At 63.9% G+C, this 24469-nt stretch carries 27 protein-coding genes; 15 read left to right on the forward strand and 12 right to left on the reverse strand.

What is annotated here, in order from left to right:
- The first annotated feature begins 23 nt into the window (after positions 1 to 23).
- Positions 24 to 968 carry a glutathione synthase gene (gene gshB, locus ACSQ23_RS06110; protein WP_436090063.1) on the forward strand — a complete coding sequence of 315 codons (945 nt, stop codon included), beginning with the start codon at positions 24 to 26 and terminating at the stop codon, positions 966 to 968.
- Positions 969 to 973: 5 nt separating this feature from the next.
- Positions 974 to 1903: a serine hydrolase domain-containing protein gene (locus tag ACSQ23_RS06115; RefSeq protein ID WP_436090064.1), complete on the forward strand. Its 930-nt coding sequence runs from the start codon at positions 974 to 976 to the stop codon at positions 1901 to 1903.
- Here ACSQ23_RS06115 and ACSQ23_RS06120 read toward each other — a convergent pair whose 3' ends face one another.
- The gene (locus ACSQ23_RS06120; RefSeq protein WP_436090065.1) at positions 1904 to 2599 is read right to left on the reverse strand and encodes a DUF930 domain-containing protein; all 696 of its coding nucleotides are present in this window, start codon (positions 2597 to 2599) and stop codon (positions 1904 to 1906) included.
- A 115-nt stretch (positions 2600 to 2714) separates the two neighbouring features.
- On the opposite strand from ACSQ23_RS06120, the gene ACSQ23_RS06125 reads away from it, so the two are divergent.
- Entirely contained in the window at positions 2715 to 3359 is a 645-nt protein-coding gene (locus ACSQ23_RS06125; RefSeq protein ID WP_436090066.1) for a MarC family protein, read from the forward strand.
- A 347-nt stretch (positions 3360 to 3706) separates the two neighbouring features.
- On the opposite strand, the gene ACSQ23_RS06130 is transcribed toward ACSQ23_RS06125, so the two are convergent.
- A complete protein-coding gene (locus tag ACSQ23_RS06130; protein ID WP_055874025.1) occupies positions 3707 to 4537 on the reverse strand; it encodes a GH25 family lysozyme in 831 nt (276 codons plus the stop codon).
- 166 nt (positions 4538 to 4703) lie between these two features.
- Here ACSQ23_RS06130 and ACSQ23_RS06135 point away from each other — a divergent pair, with 166 nt between their 5' ends.
- The 3 genes from ACSQ23_RS06135 to ACSQ23_RS06145 all read left to right on the forward strand — a co-directional run bounded on the left by ACSQ23_RS06135 (position 4704) and on the right by ACSQ23_RS06145 (position 6930).
- Entirely contained in the window at positions 4704 to 5561 is an 858-nt protein-coding gene (locus ACSQ23_RS06135; protein WP_436090067.1) for a glycosyltransferase family 2 protein, read from the forward strand.
- 260 nt (positions 5562 to 5821) lie between these two features.
- Positions 5822 to 6337, forward strand: coding sequence for a hypothetical protein (locus ACSQ23_RS06140; protein WP_055994435.1), 516 nt, complete (start codon positions 5822 to 5824; stop codon positions 6335 to 6337).
- Between the two features lie 80 nt (positions 6338 to 6417).
- On the forward strand, positions 6418 to 6930 hold the full coding sequence (locus ACSQ23_RS06145; RefSeq protein WP_055994433.1) for a GNAT family N-acetyltransferase: 513 nt from the start codon (positions 6418 to 6420) through the stop codon (positions 6928 to 6930).
- On the opposite strand, the gene ACSQ23_RS06150 is transcribed toward ACSQ23_RS06145, so the two are convergent.
- From ACSQ23_RS06150 to ACSQ23_RS06160, 3 genes are all read right to left on the reverse strand, one after another.
- The gene (locus ACSQ23_RS06150) at positions 6884 to 7285 is read right to left on the reverse strand and encodes a winged helix-turn-helix transcriptional regulator (protein WP_055994430.1); all 402 of its coding nucleotides are present in this window, start codon (positions 7283 to 7285) and stop codon (positions 6884 to 6886) included. The two genes, ACSQ23_RS06145 and ACSQ23_RS06150, sit on opposite strands and share 47 nt — an antisense overlap.
- Before the next feature lie 108 nt (positions 7286 to 7393).
- Positions 7394 to 7798, reverse strand: coding sequence for a GFA family protein (locus tag ACSQ23_RS06155; RefSeq protein WP_055994427.1), 405 nt, complete (start codon positions 7796 to 7798; stop codon positions 7394 to 7396).
- Positions 7799 to 7901: 103 nt separating this feature from the next.
- Positions 7902 to 8798, reverse strand: coding sequence for a LysR substrate-binding domain-containing protein (locus ACSQ23_RS06160; protein WP_200940403.1), 897 nt, complete (start codon positions 8796 to 8798; stop codon positions 7902 to 7904).
- A gap of 51 nt (positions 8799 to 8849) precedes the next feature.
- On the opposite strand from ACSQ23_RS06160, the gene ACSQ23_RS06165 reads away from it, so the two are divergent.
- Entirely contained in the window at positions 8850 to 9608 is a 759-nt protein-coding gene (locus tag ACSQ23_RS06165) for a glutathione S-transferase family protein (RefSeq protein ID WP_436090068.1), read from the forward strand.
- A 295-nt stretch (positions 9609 to 9903) separates the two neighbouring features.
- Here ACSQ23_RS06165 and ACSQ23_RS06170 read toward each other — a convergent pair whose 3' ends face one another.
- From ACSQ23_RS06170 to ACSQ23_RS06195, 6 genes are all read right to left on the reverse strand, one after another.
- Positions 9904 to 10800, reverse strand: a complete 897-nt coding sequence (locus tag ACSQ23_RS06170) for an NAD-dependent epimerase/dehydratase family protein (protein WP_436090069.1) — start codon at positions 10798 to 10800, stop codon at positions 9904 to 9906.
- A 128-nt stretch (positions 10801 to 10928) separates the two neighbouring features.
- Positions 10929 to 11396: a VOC family protein gene (locus ACSQ23_RS06175; protein ID WP_436090070.1), complete on the reverse strand. Its 468-nt coding sequence runs from the start codon at positions 11394 to 11396 to the stop codon at positions 10929 to 10931.
- Between the two features lie 186 nt (positions 11397 to 11582).
- Positions 11583 to 12830: an ABC transporter substrate-binding protein gene (locus ACSQ23_RS06180; protein ID WP_436090071.1), complete on the reverse strand. Its 1248-nt coding sequence runs from the start codon at positions 12828 to 12830 to the stop codon at positions 11583 to 11585.
- A gap of 288 nt (positions 12831 to 13118) precedes the next feature.
- Positions 13119 to 14216 (reverse strand): ABC transporter ATP-binding protein, encoded by a 1098-nt coding sequence (locus ACSQ23_RS06185; RefSeq protein ID WP_436090072.1) that lies wholly within the window; start codon positions 14214 to 14216, stop codon positions 13119 to 13121.
- Between the two features lie 6 nt (positions 14217 to 14222).
- The gene (locus tag ACSQ23_RS06190; protein WP_436090073.1) at positions 14223 to 15140 is read right to left on the reverse strand and encodes a carbohydrate ABC transporter permease; all 918 of its coding nucleotides are present in this window, start codon (positions 15138 to 15140) and stop codon (positions 14223 to 14225) included.
- Positions 15137 to 16003 (reverse strand): carbohydrate ABC transporter permease, encoded by an 867-nt coding sequence (locus ACSQ23_RS06195; RefSeq protein WP_244488384.1) that lies wholly within the window; start codon positions 16001 to 16003, stop codon positions 15137 to 15139. The genes ACSQ23_RS06190 and ACSQ23_RS06195 overlap by 4 nt, the downstream gene beginning before the upstream one ends.
- 413 nt (positions 16004 to 16416) lie before the next feature.
- Here ACSQ23_RS06195 and ACSQ23_RS06200 point away from each other — a divergent pair, with 413 nt between their 5' ends.
- The 4 genes from ACSQ23_RS06200 (at position 16417) to ACSQ23_RS06215 (ending at position 20589) form a co-directional block, all read left to right on the forward strand.
- Positions 16417 to 16863 (forward strand): VOC family protein, encoded by a 447-nt coding sequence (locus ACSQ23_RS06200; protein ID WP_055874056.1) that lies wholly within the window; start codon positions 16417 to 16419, stop codon positions 16861 to 16863.
- A gap of 132 nt (positions 16864 to 16995) precedes the next feature.
- Positions 16996 to 17988 carry a LacI family DNA-binding transcriptional regulator gene (locus tag ACSQ23_RS06205; protein ID WP_244488383.1) on the forward strand — a complete coding sequence of 331 codons (993 nt, stop codon included), beginning with the start codon at positions 16996 to 16998 and terminating at the stop codon, positions 17986 to 17988.
- A 12-nt stretch (positions 17989 to 18000) separates the two neighbouring features.
- A complete protein-coding gene (locus ACSQ23_RS06210) occupies positions 18001 to 18957 on the forward strand; it encodes an aldo/keto reductase (protein ID WP_055994422.1) in 957 nt (318 codons plus the stop codon).
- Positions 18958 to 19068: 111 nt separating this feature from the next.
- Entirely contained in the window at positions 19069 to 20589 is a 1521-nt protein-coding gene (locus tag ACSQ23_RS06215) for a YifB family Mg chelatase-like AAA ATPase (RefSeq protein WP_055994420.1), read from the forward strand.
- A 137-nt stretch (positions 20590 to 20726) separates the two neighbouring features.
- On the opposite strand, the gene ACSQ23_RS06220 is transcribed toward ACSQ23_RS06215, so the two are convergent.
- A complete protein-coding gene (locus ACSQ23_RS06220) occupies positions 20727 to 21629 on the reverse strand; it encodes a LysR substrate-binding domain-containing protein (RefSeq protein ID WP_055994417.1) in 903 nt (300 codons plus the stop codon).
- Positions 21630 to 21770: 141 nt separating this feature from the next.
- Here ACSQ23_RS06220 and ACSQ23_RS06225 point away from each other — a divergent pair, with 141 nt between their 5' ends.
- From ACSQ23_RS06225 to ACSQ23_RS06240, 4 genes are all read left to right on the forward strand, one after another.
- On the forward strand, positions 21771 to 22103 hold the full coding sequence (locus ACSQ23_RS06225; protein WP_436090074.1) for a nuclear transport factor 2 family protein: 333 nt from the start codon (positions 21771 to 21773) through the stop codon (positions 22101 to 22103).
- Positions 22100 to 22879 (forward strand): SDR family oxidoreductase, encoded by a 780-nt coding sequence (locus ACSQ23_RS06230; RefSeq protein WP_436090075.1) that lies wholly within the window; start codon positions 22100 to 22102, stop codon positions 22877 to 22879. The genes ACSQ23_RS06225 and ACSQ23_RS06230 overlap by 4 nt, the downstream gene beginning before the upstream one ends.
- Before the next feature lie 259 nt (positions 22880 to 23138).
- Positions 23139 to 23753 carry a TetR/AcrR family transcriptional regulator gene (locus tag ACSQ23_RS06235; protein ID WP_436090076.1) on the forward strand — a complete coding sequence of 205 codons (615 nt, stop codon included), beginning with the start codon at positions 23139 to 23141 and terminating at the stop codon, positions 23751 to 23753.
- 123 nt (positions 23754 to 23876) lie between these two features.
- The gene (locus tag ACSQ23_RS06240) at positions 23877 to 24464 is read left to right on the forward strand and encodes a hypothetical protein (RefSeq protein ID WP_436090077.1); all 588 of its coding nucleotides are present in this window, start codon (positions 23877 to 23879) and stop codon (positions 24462 to 24464) included.
- The last annotated feature ends 5 nt before the right edge of the window (positions 24465 to 24469 follow it).

The following is a 24469-nucleotide window of genomic DNA, read 5'->3' on the forward strand; positions in this document are numbered from 1 at the left end:
TGTTTGAGCGTCGGAGCGTGACCGTGACTTTGAAAATCGCCGTGCAGATGGACCCCATCGCTTCGATCAATCCCAAGGGGGATTCGACCTTCGCGCTGATGCTCGAGGCGCAGGCGCGCCAGCACAAGGTCGACTATTACGTGCCGCAGACCCTGGCGCTGCGCGACAACCGGGTCTCGGCCGAGGTGGCGCCGATCACCCTGTTCGACAAGCCGAAGGGCGAGCATTACGCGCTGGGCGAATTCGCCCGCGTCGACCTCGCGGCTTACGATGTGGTGCTGATGCGGCAGGATCCGCCGTTCGACATGAACTACATCACGCTCAGCCACCTTCTGGAGCGCATCCACCCGAAAACCTTCGTGGTGAACCCGCCGGCGGCAGTGCGAAACGCGCCGGAAAAGATCCTCGTCACCGAATTCCCCGAGCTGATGCCGCCGACGTTGGTGACGCGCGATCGCGGGCTGATCCATGCGTTCCGCAAGGAGCACGGCAACATCATCGTCAAGCCGCTCTACGGCAATGGCGGCGCCGGAGTGTTCCTGATCCAGGAGGCCGACCAGAACCTCAACTCGCTGATCGAACTGTTCGAGCAGAGCTTTCGCGAGCCGTTCATGGTGCAGAAGTACCTGCCTGATGTGCGCAAGGGCGACAAGCGCATCATCCTCGTCGATGGCGAGCCGGTGGCCGGGCTCAACCGCATTCCGGCCGAGGGCGAAGCGCGCTCCAACATGCATGTCGGCGGCCGCCCGGAGCTGTCGCCGCTCACCGAACGCGAGCGCGAGATCTGCGCCACCATCGGGCCGGCGCTGAAAGAGCGCGACATGATCTTTGTCGGCATCGATGTGATCGGCGACTACCTCACCGAGATCAACGTCACCTCGCCCACCGGCATCCGCGAGATCAAGCGCTTCGGCGGGCCGGATATCGCGGTGCTGATCTGGGACGCCATCGAGAAGCGGCGGGCCTAGCGCCGATGACCCCGCTCGCGACGCTGGTCGAGCGAGCGGGTTTTGCTCCCGGCACGCCGTTGGCGGTGGCCCGGGTCGCGGGCGACGCCGTCGAGGATTGCGTTGCGGGCGTCTGGCCTAACGGACAGCCGGTGACGCCGACCGACCGCTTCTATGGCGCCAGCCTCGCCAAGCAGGTCACCGGCGCGGCGCTGGCGTTGCTGGTACGCGACGGCCGGGTCGATCCGGATCGGCCAGTCTCCGACACTGTCGGCGGCCTGCCGCAGTGGTCGACACGTGTCACGCCGCGCCAGCTCGCCCATCACACCAGCGGCTTGCCGCCGGCCGGTGCGCTCGAAGCCCAGATGACTGGCGACTGGACCGAGGCGCTGGCGTTCGAAGCGCTGAACGATCTCGCCGAGCTGCCCGCATCGCCGGGCGCCGCTTATCGCTACTCCAACCTCGGCTATGTGCTGCTCGCCCGCGTCATCGCAAACGCCGGCGAGATGCCGTTCACCCAGTTCGCCGCGACGCGGCTGTTCGAGCCGCTCGGCCTCGACGGCATCGGCTTTCCCGACCACCCCGTCGGGCAACCGCAACTCCCGCTGCTTGGCGCGAGCCTGCCGCTCACCCACGGCGATGGCGGCCTGTGGTCCACTGCCCGCGACTTTGCACGATGGCTGCAGCAGCAGAACCACGACACCCTGGGCATTGCCGACCTCGTCACCACCGCCGGCCAGCTCAATGACGGCAGCTCCGTCGATTACGGCTGGGGCCTCGGGCTACGGGAATATCGCGACGAGGCGCTGCTGATCCATGGCGGCGAATGGCAGGGCGCCGCGGCAAAGGCGGTGCGCAGCCCGGCACTGGGGATTGCGGTCGTCGGCATGGCGGCAGGCGCTGAGTTCGAGACGCTGAACCGGCTGGTCAGCGCGGTGCTCGAGGATATCGCCTGATCACTCGTCGCTCTCGGCCGCAGTGAGGTAGTGTTCCTCCCACTTGTCGTGCGGGATGAAGCCGCCGACCGAAAACTCGAAGCGCTCCACCGCCGAGTAGTCGGCCGTAGCGACGCAGCTGAACTTCACCTCGTACCATTCGCGCCGGCTGCGGAAGGCGCCACCATCGGCGATCAGCGCGCCATCGCGCGTCGCCATGTCGGCCATGGCATAGGCGACGACGGTGTCGGGATCGAACTCCGGTCGGGCGCGACGGATCTGTTCGATCGCCTCGATACTGCACAGCTGCACCAGCCGCTCGCTGCCATCGAGCGTCGTCATCGCCGCCCGCAGCTTGGCGCTTTCAGGTTCGGCCAGCAGGCTGCCGGCAAAGAACTCGGTGGCGCGGATGGTGCCACCGGGGGCCGCTTTGGCTGCGGGCGTCGTGGCGCTGGAACCGGGCGAGGCCGTCGTCGGTGCGGCAGGCGCGGCAGCCGGGGGCGTCTGCGGTGGTGCGGTGAGCGCGGCGAACTGCGCCGCGGTCATCAGCTCCACGGCGATGGCCGGGGGTGGCAGCGGTTCTGGCTTGTCCTTGTTCGGTCCGAGCAGCAGCAGGCCAAACAGTGCAGCGTGAAAACCAAGGGATATGGCCGTGCTCCACGCCGATCGCTGCATCGGCGGCACATCGATCGGGCTGTCGTCTAGGGTGATGGACATGGCGGTGTCCAGTCAGTCGGGCGGCTTTGCGGCTGATTTGCGGAGCTGTGGCGAGGCGGGATGAAATCCTTGCCACCCTCTCGCCTTTCGGCGCCGGCTCAGCCATTGTCCGGCCATGCCGATCGACACGTTCCTGCTTGCGCTGACCACCTTTTTCGCCACCCTCGGGCCGGCGGACCTGCTGGTCGTCTATGCGGCGCTGACACAGAAGAACACCCAGGCCGAGCGGCGCGCCATGGCGCTGCGCGGCACCATCATCGCGGCAGTGATCCTGTTATTCTTCGCGGTGTTCGGCGAGGTGCTGCTGCGGCTGTTCGGCATCACGCTGCCGGCATTGCGCATCGCCGGCGGCATCCTGTTGCTGTTGATCTCGATCGACATGGTGTTCGCCCGGCATTCCGGCGGCACCGGCACGACGCCCGAAGAAGAGAACGAAGCGCAGAGCCGCGCCGACATTTCGGTATTCCCGCTGGCGACACCGCTGCTCGCCGGCCCCGGCGCCATCAGCGCGGTGATCCTGCTCACCACCGGCTCGGGCGGCTTCAACCTCGAATGGGTGGTGGTCGTGCTGGCGCTGCTGGCAATCCTCTTGCTCTGCTACGTGGTGATGCTGGTCGCCATCCCGATCCAGCGGCTGCTCGGCATTACCGGCCTTGCGGTGGTCAGCCGCGTCGTCGGCGTACTGCTCGCGGCGCTGGCGGTGCAGTTCCTGCTCGACGGGCTGAAATCCAGCGGATTGATCCCGGGTCTCGCGGGCTAAAAGCAAAGGCCGCGGCGGATGCCACGGCCTTCACCAAACTCACACTGCAAGTCGCCCGGTTACTTCTTCTTGGCCGGTGCGGCGGTGGCGGGGGTCATCCCGGCCGTTGCCAGCACTTTCGGCTTTTCCTTCTTGGGCTTCTTGGCTTCCTTGTTGGATCTGATCTGACCTTTGGCCATCGGCATCCCCTTCCATTGTTGGCCGGCAGCAACTCCGGCAAATCACTACGTGAGGCTAGAACCAAGGCAGAATCCTGACAAGATCACTGCCCTGGTCGAGTCTTTGATTTGTCGCGCTTTCGAACCGGAAAAGTCTGCAACTTGTCCTGAAAGCGCTCCGGCGCACCACTACTTGTGGCTCTGGCAGCGGCCTTGCGGCCCCAGCCGGTCGACGGCGCGCGGATCGCAACCGGTGAGCAGGAACGTCACCCAATCGCCCTCGCTGCCGTAAAAGGCGTTGCGGTCGACCTCGGTGCGAATACCCGACATGGTGCCGGTCTGCGTCCACTGCCAGAAGATCCACGGCCGATCGCCATACTTGGTGTGCGGCTCGGCGGCGGTCGAGCGCAGCCAGAACGAGGAGTCGAAGTGCTCACCGGCGAGGATGTCGTTGTAGAAATTCATGTCGGTATAGATGATCGGCACCTTGCCGGTGTGCCGCTCCATCTCGGCCAGCATGACCCGCACCTTTTCCAGCACATCGGTGCGGTTGAACTTGTTCTTGCAGCTCGACTGGTTGTTCCATTCGAGATCGAGCACCGGCGGCAGCGCGTCGGGATCGTTGGGCACCATGCGCTTGAACCAGGCGGCCTGCTGCGAGGCGAGGCTGCACCAGGTCATGAAATGGTAGGCGCCACGCGCCATGCCGGCCGCCTGCGCGCCACGCCAGTTATCGTAGAAATTGGGGTCGATGTAGTCCTTGCCCTCGGTTGACTTAATGTAGACGAAGTGCACGCCGCCACCGCGCGCCGCGTTGAAATCGATACGGCCCTGGTAGCGCGCCACGTCGAGCCCCTGGATCGGCAGGCCCCAGGCCCGGCGTACCCCGTCATGCGGGTCATTGTCGCCGGGGATGCCGCGATAGTCATGCGTGGGCGAGCGCCCGCAAGCGGCAAGCAGCAGGGTCAGCCCGACCAGCAGCAGGGTTTTGGCAAACGGGAAGGCGGGCGCGGCAAACATGCTGGACGTCTGGCTTTCGGACGGAGTTCTGAAGCCTTTGAATCAACATGGCGCGCTTAACGAAACCTTGCGCTAACCCTTTGTTATTCCAGCATGGTTAACGCGGGGGCTGGATTCAAGCCCGCCGATTGGATAGCTTCGTGCAGCAATCGGTCGGGGGCCAGAATTGCCGGCAAGTGTCGCCATTGTGGTCGAGTGGGAGAACGCGCTGCTGGCCGACGCCGCGCGGGCGCGCCGGATGCTGTCGACGCTCGGTAAGCAGGCGCAGGCCTATGCCCGCTCGCACAACACGCGCTTCGAACTGCTGATCGCCTATGACCCGGATGAAATCGACGTCGCCGTGCCCCGCTCGTGCGTCGATGACGAGCTCGATCCGACCAACTGGCCGGGAGAGATCCGGTACATCGCCGCTCGCGGGCTGCATTATTATGAGCAGAAGACTCTTGGCGCCGCATCGAGCGACGCTGAAACGGTCATCTTCCTCGACAGCGACGTGATCCCGGATGCCGGCTGGCTCGGCCACCTGCTCGACGCGATGGACCGGGCAGAGGTGCAGGTGGTCGGCGGCCACACCTACCTCGCCGCGGAACACCTGCTCGACCGCCTGTTCTCGGGCTTCTGGTTCTTCGAGCCCAACCCCAAGCGCAGCGGCGTCAATCCGGCTGGCCATTTCTACGCCAACAACGTCGCCTTCAAGCGCGGGCTGCTCGAGCGCTACGGCTTCGATCGCGCCGACAGCTATCGCGGGCAATGCGTCGAGCTGGCGCGGCGCCTCAGAGCCGACGGAGTACCGATCTGGCGAGCCGCCGAGGCCGCGGTCAGTCATCCGGCGCCCGACGGCCTGCGACACGCCTTCTTCCGCGCTGTCTGCCAGGGCCACGACAACGTCTATTGGCGACGCCGGCGCCCGCTGGGCTGGCTGCACGCCAGCCCGCTCGGCGGCGCCGTCCGGCTACTGCGCAGCATCGGCAAGACTGGAACGACGGTGCTGTCGCGGGCTCGTCCGCTGGGCTCGACCCACTGACGGCGATCGGCTCGTTCGCTTTTGGCGCAGGTTTTGCTTTGGTGATCTACGGCTCGGAGATCGTCGCTTACGTCGCCCCGGGGCTGATCAGAAACCACGTTCGAATGTAGGCTGATGGCCCTTGGCTGAGTGGCAAGCGGCACCTCGGTTGCGGGGGTGGTGGGCTTTCGCGTATCCGGGCCACCCGTTTCCGCTCCGGCATAGTTGTTGTATTACGGCGCCCGCCAGCGCTAGATATTCGACATTGTGAGGGGGTCGCGATGCGCTTTATTTTGAAACTGCTTCTGGCGGCGGTCGCCATGTCCGTGCTGTTCGCGGCTCCAAGCCACGCCGGAGAGGCCGAAACTGCCCTGCTACGCTCGTATATCGGAAACTGGAGCGGCAGCAGCGTTCTGCGTGGCGGAGACCAGCCCGAGGCCTTTACTTGCCGCCTGAAAGTGACCCAGGGCAGACTGATCAAGATCAACTACGCCGGGCGCTGCAGCCTGGTGAACATGAACCTGTCCGTATCGGGTACGATCTTTTTCAACGACAAGGCGAACCGCTACGAAGCGACGATGCGCTCCAACGTTGGCCTCTCGGCCGCCGCGGTGGGGGCCAAGCAAGGCAACAGCATCACCTTCAAACTGAGTGAGAAGCAGAGCGACCGGGTCGGCACGCCCATCCAGATCAACTCGGTCCTCGAACTCAGCGGCAAGCAGATTACCGTCGACTTCTCGGTCGAACTCAATCGATCCGGACAAACGCTGACGACGACCGTGCCTTTCCAGCGGTAGTGAATTGCCTGCCGCGTCTCGAACGGTAACGTCGTTGCCGAGGTGAGATTCGCCGGTAACGGGGGAGCACTTCAGCCGAAATGACCCCGCGTCTGGTTCTGAGGCCGAGCAGCGCCGGCGATGCCGAGCGGGCCTTCGAGATCCGCTCCGAATGGGAGGTGGCGCGCATGCTGAGCAAGGCGACCTACCCGCCGGATTCGCGGGCGCTCAGCGACTGGTTCGCCGATCACCCGCGCCAATGGGCAGCCGGGGAGGCCTATCGCTTTGTCGTCGAACACGAGGCGCGGTTCGTCGGCCTCGTCGATATCGACGGCATCAGCGACGCAGAGGGCAAACTCGGCTACTGGTTCGACCGACGCGTCTGGGGCCGCGGGTTTGCAAGCGAGGCGGCATCAGCAGTGGTTCGCTTCGCCTTTGCCGAGGTCGGGCTCAGGCAGCTGCGGGCCGGGCACGCAGCCGACAACCCCGCATCGGCCAGGGTGCTGCTCAAACTGGGCTTCGAACCGCTGGATGCAGTCGAACTGATGTCGCACTCGCGTGGTGAGCTTATCCAGCAGCGGCGCTATGTGCTGGACCGGCCAAACGCCGGCTGAGGTCGTCGCCTTGCCCGATCTCGCCGAGGGCAAGCATGCGGTGTTCCTGGGCCTTGCCCCAGCGGGACATGACGCCCACGGCTTCGTTGAGGCTCCTGCCCCAGGGTGTCACCACATACTCGACGTGCTTGACCGCGCTACCGTGGTGTTCCGTGCGGAGGATCAGCCCGTCGGCGACCATTTCGGTCAGCTGGGCGTTGAGAACCTTTTCGCTGATGCCGGCTATGCCGCGGCGCAACTCGCCGAAACGCCGGGGCTGCTCGTTGATTTCCCACAGAATGGCAGTTTTCCATTTACCGCCGATCGCGTTGAGGGCGGTGCCGAAGCCGCAGGAATCGGCGGGATGTCGCTGCATGGCGAACTCCAGACTGGGTAGGGTGCGAAGCGTGGCGGGGGACGTGGTAGGGCGGTCGACCGAAGTCAACCGCCCGGCACCGGTCCGACGGCGAGGGGCGCGAACCGCTCAGCCGGTGACCGGCACGGACAGGTTCAGCCAATGGTGCTTGCGCGAGGCGAAATACAGCATGACCGGGGCAGGGAAAGCCTGATCGCCGAAGCAGCCGGCCGAAACCGAGATGCGGTCGCCCAGTGCCTCGCCCTGCTGGTAGACGAGGGTACCGCAATCGGGACACCTCACATGCTCGATCCAGCGACCTGGACCTTCGCTGCGGTGCCAGCTGAGGGTGCTTCCGTTCCGCGCGACCACGGCGCTTGCTTCAAACATGGCGCGATAGGCGAAGGCCGAGCCGGTGATCCTCTGGCACTCCCGACAGGCGCAGGCATAGGTTCTGATCGGTTCGCCGCGCAGCTCGATCCGCAACTGCCCGCAAGCGCAGCGGGCCGTTCGGGTGGCCGACTTGTCCGCCATGGTGCATCTCCTCAAGACTTGGCGGCACGCTAGTTGGCGGAGGAGAGCGCTGTAAATTACGCACCTTGAGGTGCGTGCCTGAGGGGCTATCTGGGCCCGCCCCTCAACGGGACGCAATGTCAGCCAGCCACCGGGTGACCTCATCGAGCAGCCAGGTGCGCAACTTGCCGATCGCGGCGAGGCGGCGGCTTGAGGTCGGCCAGACCAGATAGTGAGCATGTACGTCGACGATCTCGTGCGTCCAGAGGCGGCGCAACCGGCCTGAGCGGAGTTCATCCTCGACGATGGAGCGCCGCGCCAGGAGTATCCCCCGTCCGGCGAGGGCGGCCTCTGCCGCCAACAAAGTGTCCGAAAACAACACGCCTGCCTGCGGCTCGACGAGATCGAGCCCGGCGGCCTGGAACCAGGGGGTCCACGGTTGGACCGACTGCCGCAGCAGCACGCAGTCCGCCAGATCCGCGGGCAGTGCCGGCAGGTTGCCGCCGCAATAGTCGGGGCTCGCTACAGGAAACACCACCTCGTCCATCAGATACTCGGCAGCCATGCCCGGCCAGGCGCCGCCACCATAGCGGATGGCGGCATCGATCCCGTCACTGGCGTCCAGCCGGGCGAGCGTGGCGGATGTCTCGATCTCGAGCTCAATTTCGGGGTGGAGGCGCGCGAAGGCGTCGAGCCGCGGCATGAGCCACCTTGCGGCGAAAGCCGGGAGGGTGCTGATGACCAGCCGCTCGCGCCTCTCTGCCGCGCTGCCATGGTCGGTTCGCCGCGGCATCTGGTCGAAAGCCCGGTCGAGCAGGGTCAGGCCCTGTCGTATCTGCAACGCCAGCGCCTGCGATATGGCGTTTGGTTCAACACCTGTTGCCGTGCGGACGAACAGTGGGTGCCCCAGGCGCTGTTCCAGTGCCCGGATATGCTGGCTCACCGCCCCCTGGGACAAGGCGAGTTCGGTAGCGGCCGTGGTGAAACAGCGGAGCCGCACCGCGGCTTCGAGGGCACGCATCGTCTGAATGCTGGGAAGCCGCTTTCCGACCATCGGCCATTAGTATCACTAATGGCTGCGGTGGCAAAACAATGGTTTGAGCTTGGAGGCGGGTTCATCGACCCTTGGCTGGAGATCGAACGCAAGCGGCCCCAGGGGCGCGAAGGCATGCAAACAATGTACCAGCTGTTCTACTCCCCGGGCGCCTGCTCGATGGCCGTCCATATCATTCTCGAACAGGTGGGAGCCGAGTTCGAACTGTTCGCGGTATCGGTCGCCAACCGCGACACGCAGGGCGAGCCATACCTCTCGATTAATCCCAAGGGCCGCGTCCCGGCGCTGCGCATTCCCGGCGAAGCGAGGGTCCTCACCGAGCTCCCGGCGATCCTTCGCTACCTGGCGAGCCGCTATCCGGAGCACGCACTTGGCCAGGCGGGGGATCCATTGCTCGAGGCGCGTATCACCGAGTGGCTGGCCTGGCTCAGCGGCTGGGTGCACAGCGTAGGCTATGGGCTGATCTGGCGGCCGGAGCGGTTCGACCCGGATCCCCGGCATGCCGCAGCGCTGGCGGCGCAGGGAAACCGGATCGTCGAGGCTGCCAGTCAGGACATCGAACGGGCCCTTGCCGACACCCCCACGTGGAGCGTCGGGGAGCGCTTCTCGATCGTCGACCCGTTTTTGCTGGTGCTGTATCGATGGGGCAGCTCGATCGGCTTTTCGATGCGAGATCGCTACCCGGCCTGGACCAGGCATGCACAGCTGACGCTGCAGCGGCCCGCGGTGCAGCGAGCCATGGCGCGCGAAGGTCTCTCGCTGCCGGCCGAGGTGTGAAACTTCCAGCGCTAGCAGACCTCCTGCTGAGCAGGTCGCGAGTGAGGAATGGTCAAGCCCAGTTCGTAACCTGCTGCGGCCAGCCTGCACAGCCGGCTGAAATGGAGCGCCTCCTAGTAGCCCGCCGACCGCAGACAGACGTCCATGGCAAGCGCTGCGTACTGATAGTCGGTCGACGCCACTCTAGGCAGATTACAATACTGGCTTGAGTGTGCATCAGGGCGCCGCTGGCCCGCCCAGCCGCTGGCGTCTCCCATGAGGGCAGGACCGCCTGGTGATCTGGCACCTGGGCGGTTCAGGCCCTTGGGAGATACTTGCGCCAGTTGTGCTGTTCCTTGAACCCGAGAATGGTGCGGATCTTGCGGTTCGAGAGGGGGGCTTCGCGCTCGCCCATCGGGCGTGTGATCGGCGTGTTCGGCGCGTACTTGCGCAATATGGTCTCTGTCGGCTCGTTGGCGACGATCTCGTCATTGACCGCGTTGAAGACCTGAAACCCCAACCCATCCTTGCCAATGCAGAGATCGACGATCTGGCCGAGGTCGCGCGCGTCGATATAGCTCCAGGCATTGCGTTTGCGCGATGGTGGATTGGCGAGATAACCGGGGAAGTTCGCGTAGTCTTCTGGCGACATCACGTTGCCGATGCGCAGGGCGTAGATGTCGGCGCCGGTGCGCGCGGCAAAGGCGCGCGCGGTCTTCTCGTTGACCAGCTTGGAAAGGCCATAGCTGTCCATCGGGTCGATGTCGTAGTCTTCCTCGAGCGGGAACGAGTGGTAGTCCCGGTCGCCTTCTGCAAAGCATACGCCATAGGTGGTCTCGCTCGAAGCGATGACGATCTTCCTGATCCCGAGCTTGGTCGCAGCCTCGATCACATTGTACGTCGAAACGACATTGGCCTTGAACGTCTCGTTGTCGGGCTGCAGCAGCACACGGGGAACAGCACCGAAGTGAACGACGGCATCGACCGGAGCTGGCCCCCTTCCGGTCCTGAAGCCATCGAAGTCGAAATGCATCGAAAGCGCGTTGAACACCTGGCCGCTATCCGTGAGATCGGCGTTGAGCGTGTTGACGCCTTCGATGTCGAGCGGCTTGAGGTCCAGGTTGAAGACGCTGTGACCCTGGGCAAGAAGATAGGCAACGGCATGCCGCCCGGCCTTCCCACTGCCGCCGGTGAATACTATGCGTTTGCTCACTTGGTTTCCTTGCAGCTGCAGCCCGCGGGGTCATCGGCTGATCGGCCTTCCCACTCGGACGATGATGTAGTCTTCCAGCAACGCCGCGGCCAAACCTGTTGCTAGAGCGCTTTCAGCGGTGAAATGCCCTAGATGGGACGGGACAGCGTGGTGGCCCGGCCCGTGTCGCGGAAGGTGTTGATCGCAGCATACTGATCGCAGCTGGGAGCCATCTCCATGATTTCGATCCGATTGCCGTCAGGATCGACAATCCACATGCCGCGATTGCCGTCCACACCCCGTCTGGTGGGATCAAGCGGCGAAACGAGAGGAACGCCGACGCTCGCCAGGTGCGCGGCTGTGTCCTCGATGTTCGGCGTGGTCAGGCAGAGGTGATTGAGGCCGGCGGCCTGCTGGTCACCGGCGCGGCCGGTGCCCCCCGGCAGCAGCTCGATATAGAGCTCATCGGTGATGCGCAGGTAGACGATCCAGGTGCGGCCGTCGGCTTGGGTCAGGCGCAAGAATTCGGGAAAGCCGAGTTTGGCATAGAAGTCGATCGAGGCCTGAAGATCGTTGGTCTTGAGGTTGACGTGACCGAGGCTGGTGAAAGGCTGCACGTTGTTCTCCAAATCTTGGGGCGCGAGGCTCAGGCCGCCTTACGCATCGGGTAGGCCACACAGGCGAAGCGCCGGCTGCCGGGGCCCAGCTGTTGACGCTGGCCGGCGGACCTTGGGGCGCCGGAGCGCCGGTCGAAACAGGGAGGACCGGCAGGGAGTTGGGAGTTCTCCCCGCCGGCCCCGCGGTCAGTTGAACGTCAGGTCGTACGCGTCCTTGAGGGCAGCGACGGCATCGTCCGTCGTCTGATTCTTGTCACTCCAGAAGTTGTACATCGCCGTCCAGATGCCGTTGTTCCAGTCGCCGGTGATGACGTTGAAGGGGTTCTTCACCGCGCCGTCTGGCTTGTTCATGGCGTCCATGGCCACCTGGTTGCAAGCATCGCGGAACTCGGTCGGAGCGTCGGCACGCGGGCTGGTCGAACCCTTCTGCTGATTGGCCTTGGCCGAGACGATCGGGTCGACGAAGGCAGCGACGAGGTCGAGTTCGGCCTTGTCCTTTTCCGGCGGCTGGCCGCCGAGGATGCCCATGGCGTCGGAGGTCACCGGAACGGCGAGCGCGCCGGGAATGACTTCACAGCCGAAGTCGACCCCCGGGACCTTGCCGGCGGCGAGCCATTCGCCCTTCATCCAGTCGCCCATGATGTGGAACAGGGCCTGGCCGGCGATCACCGTATTGGTGGTCTCGTTCCAGGGACGATTCTCGCTTTCGGGGGTGGCTTCGTTGGAGAAGGCCCGTACGACTTCGATGGCCTTGCGCACTTCGGGCGTATCGAAGGCGGTCGGGTCGGGGGTTTCCGAATAGATGCGGTCGTAGATGTCCGGCCCGGCTATGGCAGCGACCATGGCATGGAACAGATATCCGACCTGGAAGGCTTGCCCACCGACGGCGGCAGGCACGAAGCCAGCGGCTTTGACTTTGGGGAAGTCGGCGATCATGTCGTCGACGCTCTTCCAGGCTGTCGGATCGACACCGGCTTTTTTGGCGACGTCCATGTTCCAGTAGACCATGCCGTCGATGTGGAGGAAGAGCGGCACCTTCACCATCTTGCCGTCGACCGTGGAGAGTTCCTGCACGATCGGGAAGAAATTGTCGGCCGCGCCGATTTGCTTGTAGTAGTCGGTCAGGTCTCGCTCGAGGCCGAGACCGGCGAGGTCGCGGAAGATATGCGGATCGGAGGTGACGAAGGCGTTCGGCGGATCGCCACCAGTCACCATGTTGACGATGGAGACGTTAACGCCGGAGTTGTGCGGAATCGCCAGATCCTTCCAGGTGTGGCCCTTTTCGTTAAGGGCAGCCTGGAGGATGTTGAGGGCCGCGACTTCGGCCTTGGACGACCAGCCGTGATAGACGATCAATTCTTCGGCGGTGGCAGCGAGCGGCGCGGCGCTGAGCAGCAGTGTGGCTGCCATGGTCGCCAATGATTTCATACGCATTCGTGTCTCTCCCTTTTGGCTCGCCTTCGGCGAGTCGACGTTTCACGTCCCTGTCTTGCGGCAGGGCCTGCCGGAAGATCCGGCCATCGGTCACGCCCAAGCCCTTCATCAGAACGGCCGCTGACACGGCTCCCCTTCCTCCAAGGCTCGCGTGCGGTCCGCCCGTTACCCCGGAAGAACCTGGGTAGGCCGGGCCGGTGAGCCCGGGCATTGGCGTCCCATTACCTTTCGGCGGGTCGCCGCATCGATCACCGCCACCCTCAACAAGATCGGGGTGCGATGCTCGACCTAGAGTCGGCGCCCGCTCTGGGCGTCGAAGACGTGCAGCTTCCCCTGCGGGAAGGAAATGTTGACCGTATCGCCCTGCTTGAAGCGGCCGATCTGCTCGGGGTCGACACGGGTGGCGATCAGGCCCTCGCCGAATTTGAGATAGGCGGTGGCGTCGCTGCCGGTTTTTTCGCTGTGCTGGACGGGCAGCGAGAAATTTCCAGCAGGATCGGTCACGGCCGCGTCGGGCTCGCCGAAATGTTCCGGGCGCAAGCCGATGACGACGCTCTGGCCATCGCGCGGCGAGGTGAGAAAACCATAGTGGCTGACGTCGAGGTCGACGCCGGCGGCGCGCGCGGCAACCCTGCCGCCGGCCACCGAAAGGGTGGCGGGGCGCAGATTCATGGCGGGTGAGCCGATGAAGCCGGCGACGAACAGATTTGCCGGGCGGCCGTAGATCTCGTCGGGCGTTCCGAACTGCTGGATGACGCCGGCATCCATGACGGCGATGCGCGTCGCCATGGTCATGGCCTCGATCTGGTCGTGCGTCACGTAGACGATGGTCGACCTAAGCTCGTCATGGAGTTTTTTGATCTCGAGCCGCATCTCGGTGCGCAGCTTTGCATCAAGATTGGAGAGCGGTTCGTCGAAGAGGAACACGCCGACCTTCTTGACCAGCGCCCGGCCGATGGCGACGCGTTGGCGCTGGCCGCCCGAGAGTTGGGCCGGCTTGCGATCGAGCAGCGGCTCGATCTGCAACAAGCGGGCGGCCCAGGCGATGCGTTGCTCGATCTCGGCAGCTGGCAGCTTGTGAGCAGCCAAGCCAAACTTCAAGTTTCCGCGCACGGTCTTGGTGGGATAGAGCGCGTAGGACTGGAAGACCATGGCGAGACCACGGTCCTTGGGGTCGAGGTCGGTGACGTCGCGGTCGCCGATGGTAATCCGGCCCGCAGTGACGTCGAGCAGCCCGGCCAGCAGATTGAGCAGGGTGGTCTTGCCGCAACCCGAGGGGCCGAGCAGCACAAGGAACTCGCCGTCGTCGATGGCCAGATCGAGGTTCTTGAGAACCGTCAGCTTTCCGTAGCTCTTGATGATGTCTTCGAAGATGACCCGTGGCATGCCCGCTTACCCCTTGATTGCGCCGGCAGTGATGCCTTGGACGAAGAACTTGCCGAGAATGAAGTAGATGACGAGGGGCGGAATGGCGGTGAGCAGCGCTGCCGCCATGTTCTCGTTGTAGGCCGCCTCGCCGGTGGTGGTGATGACCACATTGGCGAGTACGACACTCATCGGCTGGGTACCGAGGCCGCCAAAGGTCAGGCCGAGCAGGAAGTCGTTCCAGATCGAAGTGACCTGCAGGATCAAAACGACGATGAAGATGTTGCCGCTCATGGGCACGATGATCTCGCCGAAGACGCGCCAGAAGGAGCCGGAGTCCATCATCGCGGCGCTCATGATCTCCTGCGGAATGCCCTTGTAGTAGTTGCGGAAGACCAGCGTCAGGAAGGGCATGGAGAGCACCGCGTGGATGATGGCGATGCCCCAGATGGTGCCGTAGACCTTGAGGCCCGAGCTCAGAATGATGAGCGGGATCATGATGATCTGGAACGGCACGAAAGCGCAGATGAAGAGGATGAAAAGAAAGGTGCCGGCCCAGCGCACCTTCCACAGCGCCAGCGCGTAGCCGGTGATCGACGACAGCGTCAGCGACAGCACCAGGCTGGGGAAAAGGATCGCCACCGAGTTCCAGAAGCCGACCTTGAGACCCTCGCAGCGGATGCCGGAGCAGGCATGATCCCAGGCGTTGACCCAGGGCTCGAAGGTGATGGGCGAGGGCAGCGAGAAGATCGCGCCTTCGCGGATCTGTTCCATCGTCTTGAAGGAGGTGGTGACGATGACATAGAGCGGCACGCAGAAGAAGGCAGCGCAGATGCTCAGGAAAACCAGGATGGCGATTGAGCGCCCCGAGATTCCCTTACGCTTGCGGGGGAACCGCGGCGCGGCCTCGACGCGGGCGTCGCCCGATAGGAGACCCGTGCTCATGACGTCCTCGCCCGTTCGCGCCAGGCGGTGAGCAGCACCAGCGGCAGGAAGATCAGCGCCGTGATGCCCAGCATCAGAGCGGCGGCGGCGGAGGCATAGGCGAGGTTGGACTTCACCCAGTAGGCGTTGATGGTGAAGTAGCCCGGCACCCAGGTGGCCTGCCCCGGCCCGCCATTGGTCATGGCCACGACGATGTCGTAGGCCTTGACCACGCCCAGCGAGAGCAGAATTGCGCAGGTGAGGAAGGTAAACTTCATCATCGGGATGATGATCTCGGCGTAGAGCCGCCAGAAGCTGACCCCATCGAGACGGGCAGCGCTCCAGATCTCGGTGTTGATGGATTTGAGGCCCGAGAGCATCAGCGCCATGTAGAAGCCGGCCCCCTGCCAGACCGAGGCGAGGATGATGCCATACATGGCGGTCTCGGGCTTGGAGAGCCAATCGAAGCTGATGAAGGTGAGGCCGATGGAATGCAGCGCACCCTGCAGGCCAAAGCTGGGGTTGAACATCCAGCGCCACGCCACGCCGGTGACGATCAGCGAGACCGCCAGCGGATAGAGGAACACCGTCCGGAAAAAGCCCTCGCCGCGCTTCTCGCGATCGATCAGGGCAGCAAGAATGAACCCGAAGACGATGGCCAGAAAACTGCCGATGCCGAGCACCAGCATGTTCTTGAGCGCAATGGTCCAGCCTTTGTCCTTGAACAGCCGTTCGTATTGGCGGGCCCAGTCGGAAAAATCGATGCCGTAGGTAGCAAAAGCCTTTGATGAGGTGAACGAGACATAGATCGTCCACAGGATCGAACCGATGAAGGCGACGACCGTTATCGCCACCGCCGGTGTCAGCGCGAGCTGCGGCGACATTCGGCTCCACCGAAAGGCCATGCTTCCCTCCCTGCAGCGCCACCCGGCCTCTGGACCGTGGTGCCGCCTCCCTGACCGCTGAGGTCGTATTATCGCTAATCTAGATACGCGCTGCCGATCTCGTCAATGGTCAATAATCTGAGGAGAGTAGGTTCCCTCGGGTGGGAACGATCGTGGCGCACGACGAAACTTGGCGACATGCGCCGGAACAATCACCTTGAATATTAAGTAATATCAATATCTTACCCGTACGTTCCTCTGAAGGGCCGACACGAGAGCGGTCTGGCGGCGAAGAAATGCTGATTGACAGGCCCCCATGGTTTGGATGATCCATTCGTATTAGCGTTCATACAAATTGCGCGGACGATCGGTTTCAGCCGGATCGACAAAGTCGCTTGAGGGGGAGAAAAATCATGCACGGAATCAATGGCGTCGGCCATGTGGCGATCAAGGTCACCGACCTCGATCGCTCGCTCGACTACTACATCAACAAGCTCGGCTTTCCCGAGATGCTGCGGCTCCACAAGGACGACGGAAGCGTCTGGCTGGTCTATCTGCGGATCACCGACGCACAATATCTCGAAGTTTTCCCGGGAGCCGAAAACGATCGTGCACCGGGCTGGAACGCCAACGGCATGAACCATATGTGCCTTACCGTTGAGAACATCGACGATACGCTGGCGCAAGTGGCGGCCGCTGGGCTCGAGCTGCTGTTGCCGCTCAAGACAGCGATCGACGGCAACCGGCAGGCTTGGCTGGAAGACCCGGACGGCAACCGGATCGAACTGATGGAGATGGCCGAGGACAGCCTGCAGCTTCAGGCGATCCGCCGGCTGCAGGAAACGGGAGCGATCGCCTGATCGCGATGTCCGTTCCCATGGACGATCGAGCCACGGTGACCAGCGCGACACCGGCATGCTATCGGTGTTGCATAGCGACGGGCGAAGTATCGCCGGTGCAAGAATCGGGTGCCGAACTTGGGTAAGGGGATCGTGCGGTTACGTGACATTGCTGCGCGCACCGGGTTTTCACTGAACACCGTGTCTCTGGCGCTGCGCAACAGCGAGCGAATTCCCGTCGAAACCCGGAACAAGATCCAGTCGGCGGCGCTTGAGCTGCGCTACGTTCCCAACCACGTGGCGCAGTCGCTGGTGAGCCGAGCGACCCGCACCATTGGCCTGGTGCTGACCGACATTCTCAACCCGACGCTGACGCAGACCGCCCAGTCGGTCGAGATCGCGCTGGCGGAGAGGGGTTACGGCACGCTGTTCGCCACCTCGAACAACACGCTCGAGGAGGAAATCCGGGTCGTCGACATGTTCCGCTCCCGCCAGGTGGATGGCATCCTGATCTACCCGGCGCGGCATCGCGACCTCGAACACCTCAGGCCGTTACGCAGCGCCAATTTTCCGCTCGTCCTGCTGATTGCCGATCCTGACGCTGGCATTGACGGGGTAAGCGTCAACGATCGCAGCGGCGGCTACCAGGCGACGCGCTACCTGATCGGCCGGGGCCACAAGCGGATCGGCTTTCTCGACGCCTCGCATGCCAATGGCAATGACGAAAAGCTCGAAGGCTATCAGCAGGCCCTGCTGGAGGCCGGCATCGGCGTCGATGCGGAGCTGATCGCGCCGACCAATGGCCACTATGCGCGGCACGGCTATTTCGCGCTCGACATGCTCATGAACGGGCCGAAGCGGCCGACCGCGGTGCTGACCGACAACGACTCGCTGGCGTTGGGGGCGCTGCGCTGGTGCCACAAGCAGGGCGTGCGCATTCCCGACGACCTCGCCATCATGGGTTATGACAACATCGCCTTCACCGAATTCGGAGAGCCGCCGCTGTCGACGGTGAACTACGACGCCCAGGCCGTCTCGCAAATGGCCGTCGATCGCCTGATGCACCTGATCGCCGCTGGCGAGAAACTACCGCCGCCGCGGGTTACCTTGATCGATCCCGAGCTCATCATTCGCGAAAGTACCTGACCGATCGTGACGATGCTCTCGCCCGCCCTCCGCCCTGCCCCGCTCGCCAATAATCCGTTGCCCCTGCTGCCGATTGCGCAAGGCGGCTCGTGGTACGCTAAAGACGCGACGGACACCGATCTGCTCGGCGCACTGCATGCCGCCTATCTGGCGGGAATACGGCACTTTGATACCGCCGCGGGCTACGGCAACGGCAGGTCGGAAACTCTGCTCGGCCAGTTCCTTGAGGGCAAGCGGGAGAGTGTCTTTCTCGCATCCAAGTCGCACACAGATGACCTGACGGCAGCCGCCGCAATTGCCGAAGTCGAAGGCAGCCTCAACAGGCTCAGTGTGGACTTCATCGACCTCTACTACATTCACTGGCCCCGTGCCGGCAGGGACATGCGCCCGGTCATGGAAGGTCTCGAAACCGCACGCGCTCAGGGCAAGATCGGTGCTGTCGGGGTGAGCAACTTCAGCGTTGCGCAAATGGAGCAGGTTTCTGAGGTCGGCAGCATCGAAGTCCATCAACTGGGCTACAACCTGCTGTGGCGGTATGCTGAAGCTGAAGCAATTCCGTACTGCCTCGCCCACGATATCGCCGTGGTGGCCTACAGCCCGCTGGGTCATGGGATCCTTACCGGCAAGTTCGGCCGCGATCCGGGTCTGATTGCCGGTGACCAGCGTCACTCGATCCTGCCATTCAGGGCTGACATCTGGCCGCATGTGCATGCCGGCGTGGAGCAAATGAAGCGGCTCGCCGCCGAGCTCGACCTGCCGCTTTCGACCCTCTCGATCCGCTGGATCCTCGGCCAGGTCGGCGTCAATTCGGTCGTCGCCGGAGGCCGGACGAGGGAGCAGGTGGCAAGCAACGCGGCGGCACTCGAGGCGGCAATCCCGGCCACGGCGTTCGAAGAGCTTGCCGATATCAGCGATGCGATCATGGCGCACATCCCGGACGCCGGAAATCTCTTCAACCACTATCCGTAGGCACTGTGGCGGCCAGCGGGACCCCCGTCATCGCCGATCTGTTCCCTAAATGTTCTTGCTTCGCCCGCAGACCTCCTGCTAGCGTGCCGCGCGGATGTTGGGGGCATAACGATGGTCACGCGGGTCGCCACCGTGGCGTTTCAGGGGATCGAGGCGGTGCCGGTGGATGTGCAGGTGCAGATTGCGCCTGGCCTGCCAAAATTCTTCCTCGTCGGGCTGCCGGACAAGGCGGTGAAGGAATCGGGCGAGCGGGTGCGGGCGGCGCTCTATGCCTCGGGCCTCAGCCTGCCGCCCAAGCGCATCACCGTGAACCTCGCCCCGGCGGACCTGCCCAAGGAGGGCAGCCATTACGACCTGCCGATTGCGCTCGGGCTGATGGCGGCGATCGGCGCCATCCCGTCCGATGCGCTCGAAGGCTACCTGGCGCTCGGGGAACTCGGGCTCGACGGCCAGCTCGCCCCGACCGCCGGAGTGCTGCCGGCAGCGATCGCCGCACTGTCGCGCGACATGGGCATCATCTGCGCCGAGGCCTCGGGGCCGGAGGCGGCATGGGCCGGTGAGGACCTCGAGATCGTCGCGCCACCAACGCTGTTGGCGCTGGTCAACCATCTCGGTGGCTTTCAGCTCTGCAGCCGCCCTGTGGCGCGGCGGCGGGCCGAGCCGGCCGGGCTGCCCGATCTCAGCGAAGTGCGCGGCCAGCAGGTGGCGCGCCGGGCGCTGGAAGTCGCGGCGGCGGGTGGCCATAACCTGCTGATGATCGGCCCGCCCGGCGCCGGAAAGTCCATGCTGGCGGCGCGGCTGCCCTCGATCCTGCCGCCGCTCAACCCGCGCGAACTGCTCGATGTGTCGATGATCCAGTCGATTGCCGGCGAACTGGCAGGCGGCGCGCTCAGCGATCGCCGGCCGTTCCGCGCCCCGCATCATTCGGCCTCGATGGCGGCGCTGGTCGGCGGCGGCCTGAAGGTCCGGCCGGGGGAAGCCAGCCTCGCCCATAACGGCGTGCTGTTCCTCGACGAGTTGCCGGAGTTCTCGCCCTCGGTGCTCGACAGCCTGCGCCAGCCGCTCGAAGCGGGCGAGACGGTGATCGCCCGCGCCAACGCGCATGTCAGCTTTCCTGCCCGCTTCCAGCTGATTGCGGCGATGAACCCCTGCAAATGCGGGCTCGCCGGCACACCCGGCCATGTCTGCAAGCGCGGCGACCAATGTGCGCTCGACTACCAGGGTCGGGTCTCCGGGCCGTTCCTCGATCGCATCGATCTGCGCATCGACGTGCCCGCTGTCTCGGCCGCCGAGATGATCGGCCCGGCGACGGCCGAACCCTCCGCCGCCGTCGCCGCCCGCGTCGAAACGGCGCGCGAGCGGCAGCGCCAGCGCTACATCGAAGCCGGCCACCCCGATGTCTTCACCAACGCCGCCGCCGGCCCGTCGCTGATCGAAAAGCTGGTCAATCCCGACAAGGACAGCCAGACCTTGCTGCTGCAGGCCTCGGAGCGCTTCAACCTCTCGGCCCGCGCCTACCACCGGGTGCTGAAAGTGGCGCGCACCCTCGCCGACCTCGCCGGCGCCGACAAGGTTACCCGCCCGCATCTGGCCGAGGCGTTGAGCTACCGGCTGAACCTGGCCCTGGGGTAGGTTGAGCGCATCACGGTAGCCTGGCGCTGTCGGACCTGCCCTAGCCAGCAGCCGCTACGACCCGGCGATCGCGCGAGTGCTGTTTCGCTGGCGGCACGGCCGCTTCTGGCCCGAAGCGGCCATTGCTCCAGGAGCGACTAACTATTGGCAGATGCGAACTCTCTCGCGGCACGCATGAAGGCGCTGAAGGCTGCGGGAGGATTCTTTCGGCCCGGATAATACAGCGCCAGCGGAGCCAACGGAGGGGTCCAATCCTCGAGGACGCGCACCAAGCGCCCGGCCCCAATGTCATCGCGCACGTCCGCTTCCATCACATAGCCCAGCCCAATACCGTTCTGCGCGGCTATCTTAACAAGGCTCGACTCGTCGAGGGTAATTGCGCCCTGCACGTCGATCTGAACCGCGCTCCCATCCTTTTCAAATCGCCACCGAAACAGGGCGTTATTGGGAAGACGCGAACGGATGCACCTGAACCGATAGAGGTCCGCCGGGACCAATGGCCTGCCATGTGTCCGGAGAAAATCTGGTGACGCGACGACAGCGTTGCTGCGCTCTCGGCCGAGCGGCAAGGCTATCATGTCGCTGGGCACCAAATCTGCTGGCCTCAGGCCCAGGTCGAAGCCGGCAGCAACTATATCTACCAGTCGTCCTTCGGTAACCAGATCGATATGCACCCGAGGATATTGCCGCAGGAACAATAGGATGAGGGGTGCCATCACTTCTCTGGCGGCCGACGCGAATGCATTGATGCGCAAGGTACCGGTCGGCGTCTCCTGGAGCGACTGAGCGGCCAGCATGGCGTCGTGGATATCTGTCATCGCAGGCCCAACCCGCTCGACAAAAGTCTTCCCCGCGTCGGTGAGCGAAACGCTGCGCGTCGTTCGGTTGAACAGGCGAATGCCGAGGCGCTGTTCAAGCTTGGCGATGGCATTGCTCAGGGCCGTCGTGGACATGCCGAGCTCAAGCGCTGCGGCTCTAAAGGAGCCTTGGCGGGCAATGCTGAGAACGGCGTCGAGGTCGGCAAGCACAGATCGCGTCATTGTCCCGATTTTCGAAATTCCTCATCCCTATTTGTCCCTGTTATCGGGGCATTAGTCCAGCCCTAGATTATCCCCGCCGGGCCCAAAAGGGATCGGCCTCGCAGCCGGCAAGGCTGCACAGACCGAGCTGGAGAGCTGAAAATGACTGTTAAGCTGCCCAAGGCCATTGAGGCCTATTTTGCTGCCGACCGTGACGGAGGCCCTGACGAACTCGCCGCTTCCTTCACCGAAAACGCCAAGGTCAAGGATGTCGGCGAAACCATCGTCGGCCACGAAGCCATCCGGCAGTGGAAGATCGGCTACAGCGGAAAATTCGGTCCCACCACCATCGAGCCGTTCTTCATCACCACTCAGAACGACAAGATCCAGGTGATGGCTCATGTCGCCGGTGACTTCCCAGGCAGCCCGGTCGATCTGAAGTACTTCTTCGTCCTCGCCGGCGACAAGGTTGCTGAGCTGGAAATCACGGTATGACCCCGTTCCTCACATTGCAGGGGCGACGGGCGCTTATCACCGGGGGTACTTTGGGCGCCGGCGCCGCAACGGTGGCGCTCTTCCGGGAGCTAGGCGCGCACGTTCTGACAACAGCGCGACACGAGCCGGCGGATCTTGACGGTGAAGCGTTCGTCGCCGCCGATCTGACCACCCAAGCCGGGGTAAAGGCTGTCATCGATGCGGTGGATGGTGAGCTTGGTGGGCTCGACATCCTCGTCAACGTTCTGGGTGGCTCGTCCGCGCCATCGGGTGGTTTCGTCGCGTTGGACGATGTTGAATGGAACAAGGAGTTCGACCTCAACTTCTTTCCCGCTGTCAGGCTCGATCGCGCTCTGATCCCCAGCATGATCGCCCAGGGCAGTGGCGTCGTCATCCATGTGACCTCGATCCAGAACCGCCTGCCGCTACCGGAGGCGACGACGGCCTACGCGTCGGCCAAGGCTGCGCTCAATACCTATAGCAAGAGCCTTTCCAAGGAAGTCTCGCCCAAGGGCGTGCGAGTGGTACGGGTTTCGCCCGGCTGGATCTCCAGCCCGAATGCCAGTGGTCTCGCACTCCGAATCGCCGAAGAAGCCGGCATCGGCTACGACGAGGCAGTGCAGGTGATTATGAACTCGCTCGGCGGTATCCCGCTGGGACGACCGGCCGAGCCGAAAGAGGTTGCCGACCTGATCGCATTTCTGGCGTCGGATCGCGCAACGTCCATAACCGGGACCGAGCATGTGATCGACGGCGGGACTGTTCCGACAACGTAGTCAGCCGATACGCAGACTCTGAATTATCAACTACCGTTACCACTACGCCGTGAGGTGAAGCCTCACGGTCGCCCTTCCCGAGCCCCGCGCCTAAGAGCGCTTCCACGGGAAGCCGAGAACGATGCGCATCAATGTCATTGAACCCGAGTGGCTACCAATCTCGGTCTTGAAAAAGAGTAGGCCGTTTCGAGCAGAATCGTCGTAGCGGCTCAGCGAAGCGTAAGTTTACGTTTGTAAATGAACGTGCCATATTGCTTGGATGAACGAGCTAATTTCCGGAAAAGAAGGCGATCCCAGGTTCCAGCGGTCGCGCGCGAGTATCATCGGCGCAGTGACGAGCCTGATGGGGGAACTGCCGATCGAGCAGTTGTCCATCACTCGCGTCGTCGAGACTGCCGGTGTGACCCGCCCCACTTTCTACCAGCATTTTCCTGACGTTCTGTCGGCCGCCCAGGAGGCGGCGTTTGTCCGGCTCGCCGAGGCCTTCCCGGGACCTCGCGAGCCTCGCGCCGCGGCCAGGTTGCGCGACGGTGAACTGCATCGGCGCATCGTCGCTCAGGCAAGTCCGGTCTTTGTGCATCTCGCCGAGCACCGGCCCTTCTATCAGCGGGTGCTCGCGGCAGCAGCGGGCGTCACGTTCTTTGACAGGCTCATCGCATTCGTGGCGTCCCGCATGTTGCCGGAAACCCTCGATGCCGGCGAACGCGCCCATAGGTTCCAGGAGGACCTGACGACCGTCATGGCTGCGGGGGTGACCTGGTTGGTGGTGCGGTGGGTGTCGAGCGAGGTGCTTCAGCCCTCGTCGGCAGCGCACATGGCGACGCAAGTGGCTGATATTGCTCTCGCATTGCGACCAGGATCCGGTCCGGAATAGCCGGTATGCAGATCGGTGCATCAACGGCACTTGATTTACAAACGTAAAATAGATATGTCTTGCCCAGTAGCGCTGAGCTACGCCCGAACCAGGGAGGTCATGATGACCAAGTCGGAGCAAGATATGACCCTTAGTGCCTTCCCCGCCGCCATTCGCCAGAGGATCGATGAGGCGATCAGCGATGCCTCCGTCGCCCTTAAGCTGTTCGTTGCCAAGCGCCTCGCCGACCCTGCGATGGTGGCATCGCATCGCGTGACCAAGGCCGGACGTATCGGCCTCAAGAGCGGGCAGGTGTCGGAACTGACCCTGATCGCGCCGCTGAAGCAGGGTGGTGCGGAGCGCCTCAAGAAGTTCTGGGCGCTGATCGACCAGAACCTCTATGGCGCCGGGCAGGTCGGCACGCTGCACAACATGCGCTTCGTCTTTCTCGAGGATGACACCAAGCTGCTGTTCGCCACGGCCTATGACGGCGCGTGGGATCCCTACATCGACGATTTCGCGACACTCATCCCAGAGATGATGGACTACATCTTCGGCAACATCGAAGGCTGGCCGGGCATCCACTCGCCCGACGTCAAGGCTTTCATCGAGCGCTACCAGATTCCAGCCGCGGCCTGGTTCGTCGCCGATCCCGACATCACGGTCGCCGAGGCCGACCGCCTGCAGCGTCAGGACAAGGCGGTTCGCAACTTCCTCGGCAACCTCAACTGAGCGGG

This window comes from Devosia sp. LjRoot16 (genome assembly GCF_964252795.1).
GTDB lineage: Bacteria > Pseudomonadota > Alphaproteobacteria > Rhizobiales > Devosiaceae > Devosia_A.

Excerpts from the sequence above, each read along its gene's own strand:
- ACSQ23_RS06220 (WP_055994417.1), bottom strand. The coding sequence starts at position 21,629 with ATGACGCGATCTGTGCTTGCCGACCTCGACGCCGTTCTCAGCATTGCC.
- ACSQ23_RS06115 (WP_436090064.1), top strand. The coding sequence starts at position 974 with ATGACCCCGCTCGCGACGCTGGTCGAGCGAGCGGGTTTTGCTCCCGGC.
- ACSQ23_RS06140 (WP_055994435.1), top strand. The coding sequence starts at position 5,822 with ATGCGCTTTATTTTGAAACTGCTTCTGGCGGCGGTCGCCATGTCCGTG.
- ACSQ23_RS06125 (WP_436090066.1), top strand. The coding sequence starts at position 2,715 with ATGCCGATCGACACGTTCCTGCTTGCGCTGACCACCTTTTTCGCCACC.
- ACSQ23_RS06150 (WP_055994430.1), bottom strand. The coding sequence starts at position 7,285 with ATGCAGCGACATCCCGCCGATTCCTGCGGCTTCGGCACCGCCCTCAAC.
- ACSQ23_RS06235 (WP_436090076.1), top strand. The coding sequence starts at position 23,139 with ATGAACGAGCTAATTTCCGGAAAAGAAGGCGATCCCAGGTTCCAGCGG.
- ACSQ23_RS06210 (WP_055994422.1), top strand. The coding sequence starts at position 18,001 with ATGCTCTCGCCCGCCCTCCGCCCTGCCCCGCTCGCCAATAATCCGTTG.
- ACSQ23_RS06240 (WP_436090077.1), top strand. The coding sequence starts at position 23,877 with ATGACCCTTAGTGCCTTCCCCGCCGCCATTCGCCAGAGGATCGATGAG.
- ACSQ23_RS06155 (WP_055994427.1), bottom strand. The coding sequence starts at position 7,798 with ATGGCGGACAAGTCGGCCACCCGAACGGCCCGCTGCGCTTGCGGGCAG.
- ACSQ23_RS06230 (WP_436090075.1), top strand. The coding sequence starts at position 22,100 with ATGACCCCGTTCCTCACATTGCAGGGGCGACGGGCGCTTATCACCGGG.
- ACSQ23_RS06195 (WP_244488384.1), bottom strand. The coding sequence starts at position 16,003 with ATGTCGCCGCAGCTCGCGCTGACACCGGCGGTGGCGATAACGGTCGTC.
- ACSQ23_RS06200 (WP_055874056.1), top strand. The coding sequence starts at position 16,417 with ATGCACGGAATCAATGGCGTCGGCCATGTGGCGATCAAGGTCACCGAC.
- ACSQ23_RS06185 (WP_436090072.1), bottom strand. The coding sequence starts at position 14,216 with ATGCCACGGGTCATCTTCGAAGACATCATCAAGAGCTACGGAAAGCTG.
- ACSQ23_RS06160 (WP_200940403.1), bottom strand. The coding sequence starts at position 8,798 with ATGCGTGCCCTCGAAGCCGCGGTGCGGCTCCGCTGTTTCACCACGGCC.
- ACSQ23_RS06145 (WP_055994433.1), top strand. The coding sequence starts at position 6,418 with ATGACCCCGCGTCTGGTTCTGAGGCCGAGCAGCGCCGGCGATGCCGAG.
- ACSQ23_RS06120 (WP_436090065.1), bottom strand. The coding sequence starts at position 2,599 with ATGTCCATCACCCTAGACGACAGCCCGATCGATGTGCCGCCGATGCAG.
- ACSQ23_RS06180 (WP_436090071.1), bottom strand. The coding sequence starts at position 12,830 with ATGCGTATGAAATCATTGGCGACCATGGCAGCCACACTGCTGCTCAGC.
- ACSQ23_RS06225 (WP_436090074.1), top strand. The coding sequence starts at position 21,771 with ATGACTGTTAAGCTGCCCAAGGCCATTGAGGCCTATTTTGCTGCCGAC.
- ACSQ23_RS06215 (WP_055994420.1), top strand. The coding sequence starts at position 19,069 with ATGGTCACGCGGGTCGCCACCGTGGCGTTTCAGGGGATCGAGGCGGTG.
- ACSQ23_RS06165 (WP_436090068.1), top strand. The coding sequence starts at position 8,850 with ATGGCTGCGGTGGCAAAACAATGGTTTGAGCTTGGAGGCGGGTTCATC.
- ACSQ23_RS06190 (WP_436090073.1), bottom strand. The coding sequence starts at position 15,140 with ATGAGCACGGGTCTCCTATCGGGCGACGCCCGCGTCGAGGCCGCGCCG.
- ACSQ23_RS06130 (WP_055874025.1), bottom strand. The coding sequence starts at position 4,537 with ATGTTTGCCGCGCCCGCCTTCCCGTTTGCCAAAACCCTGCTGCTGGTC.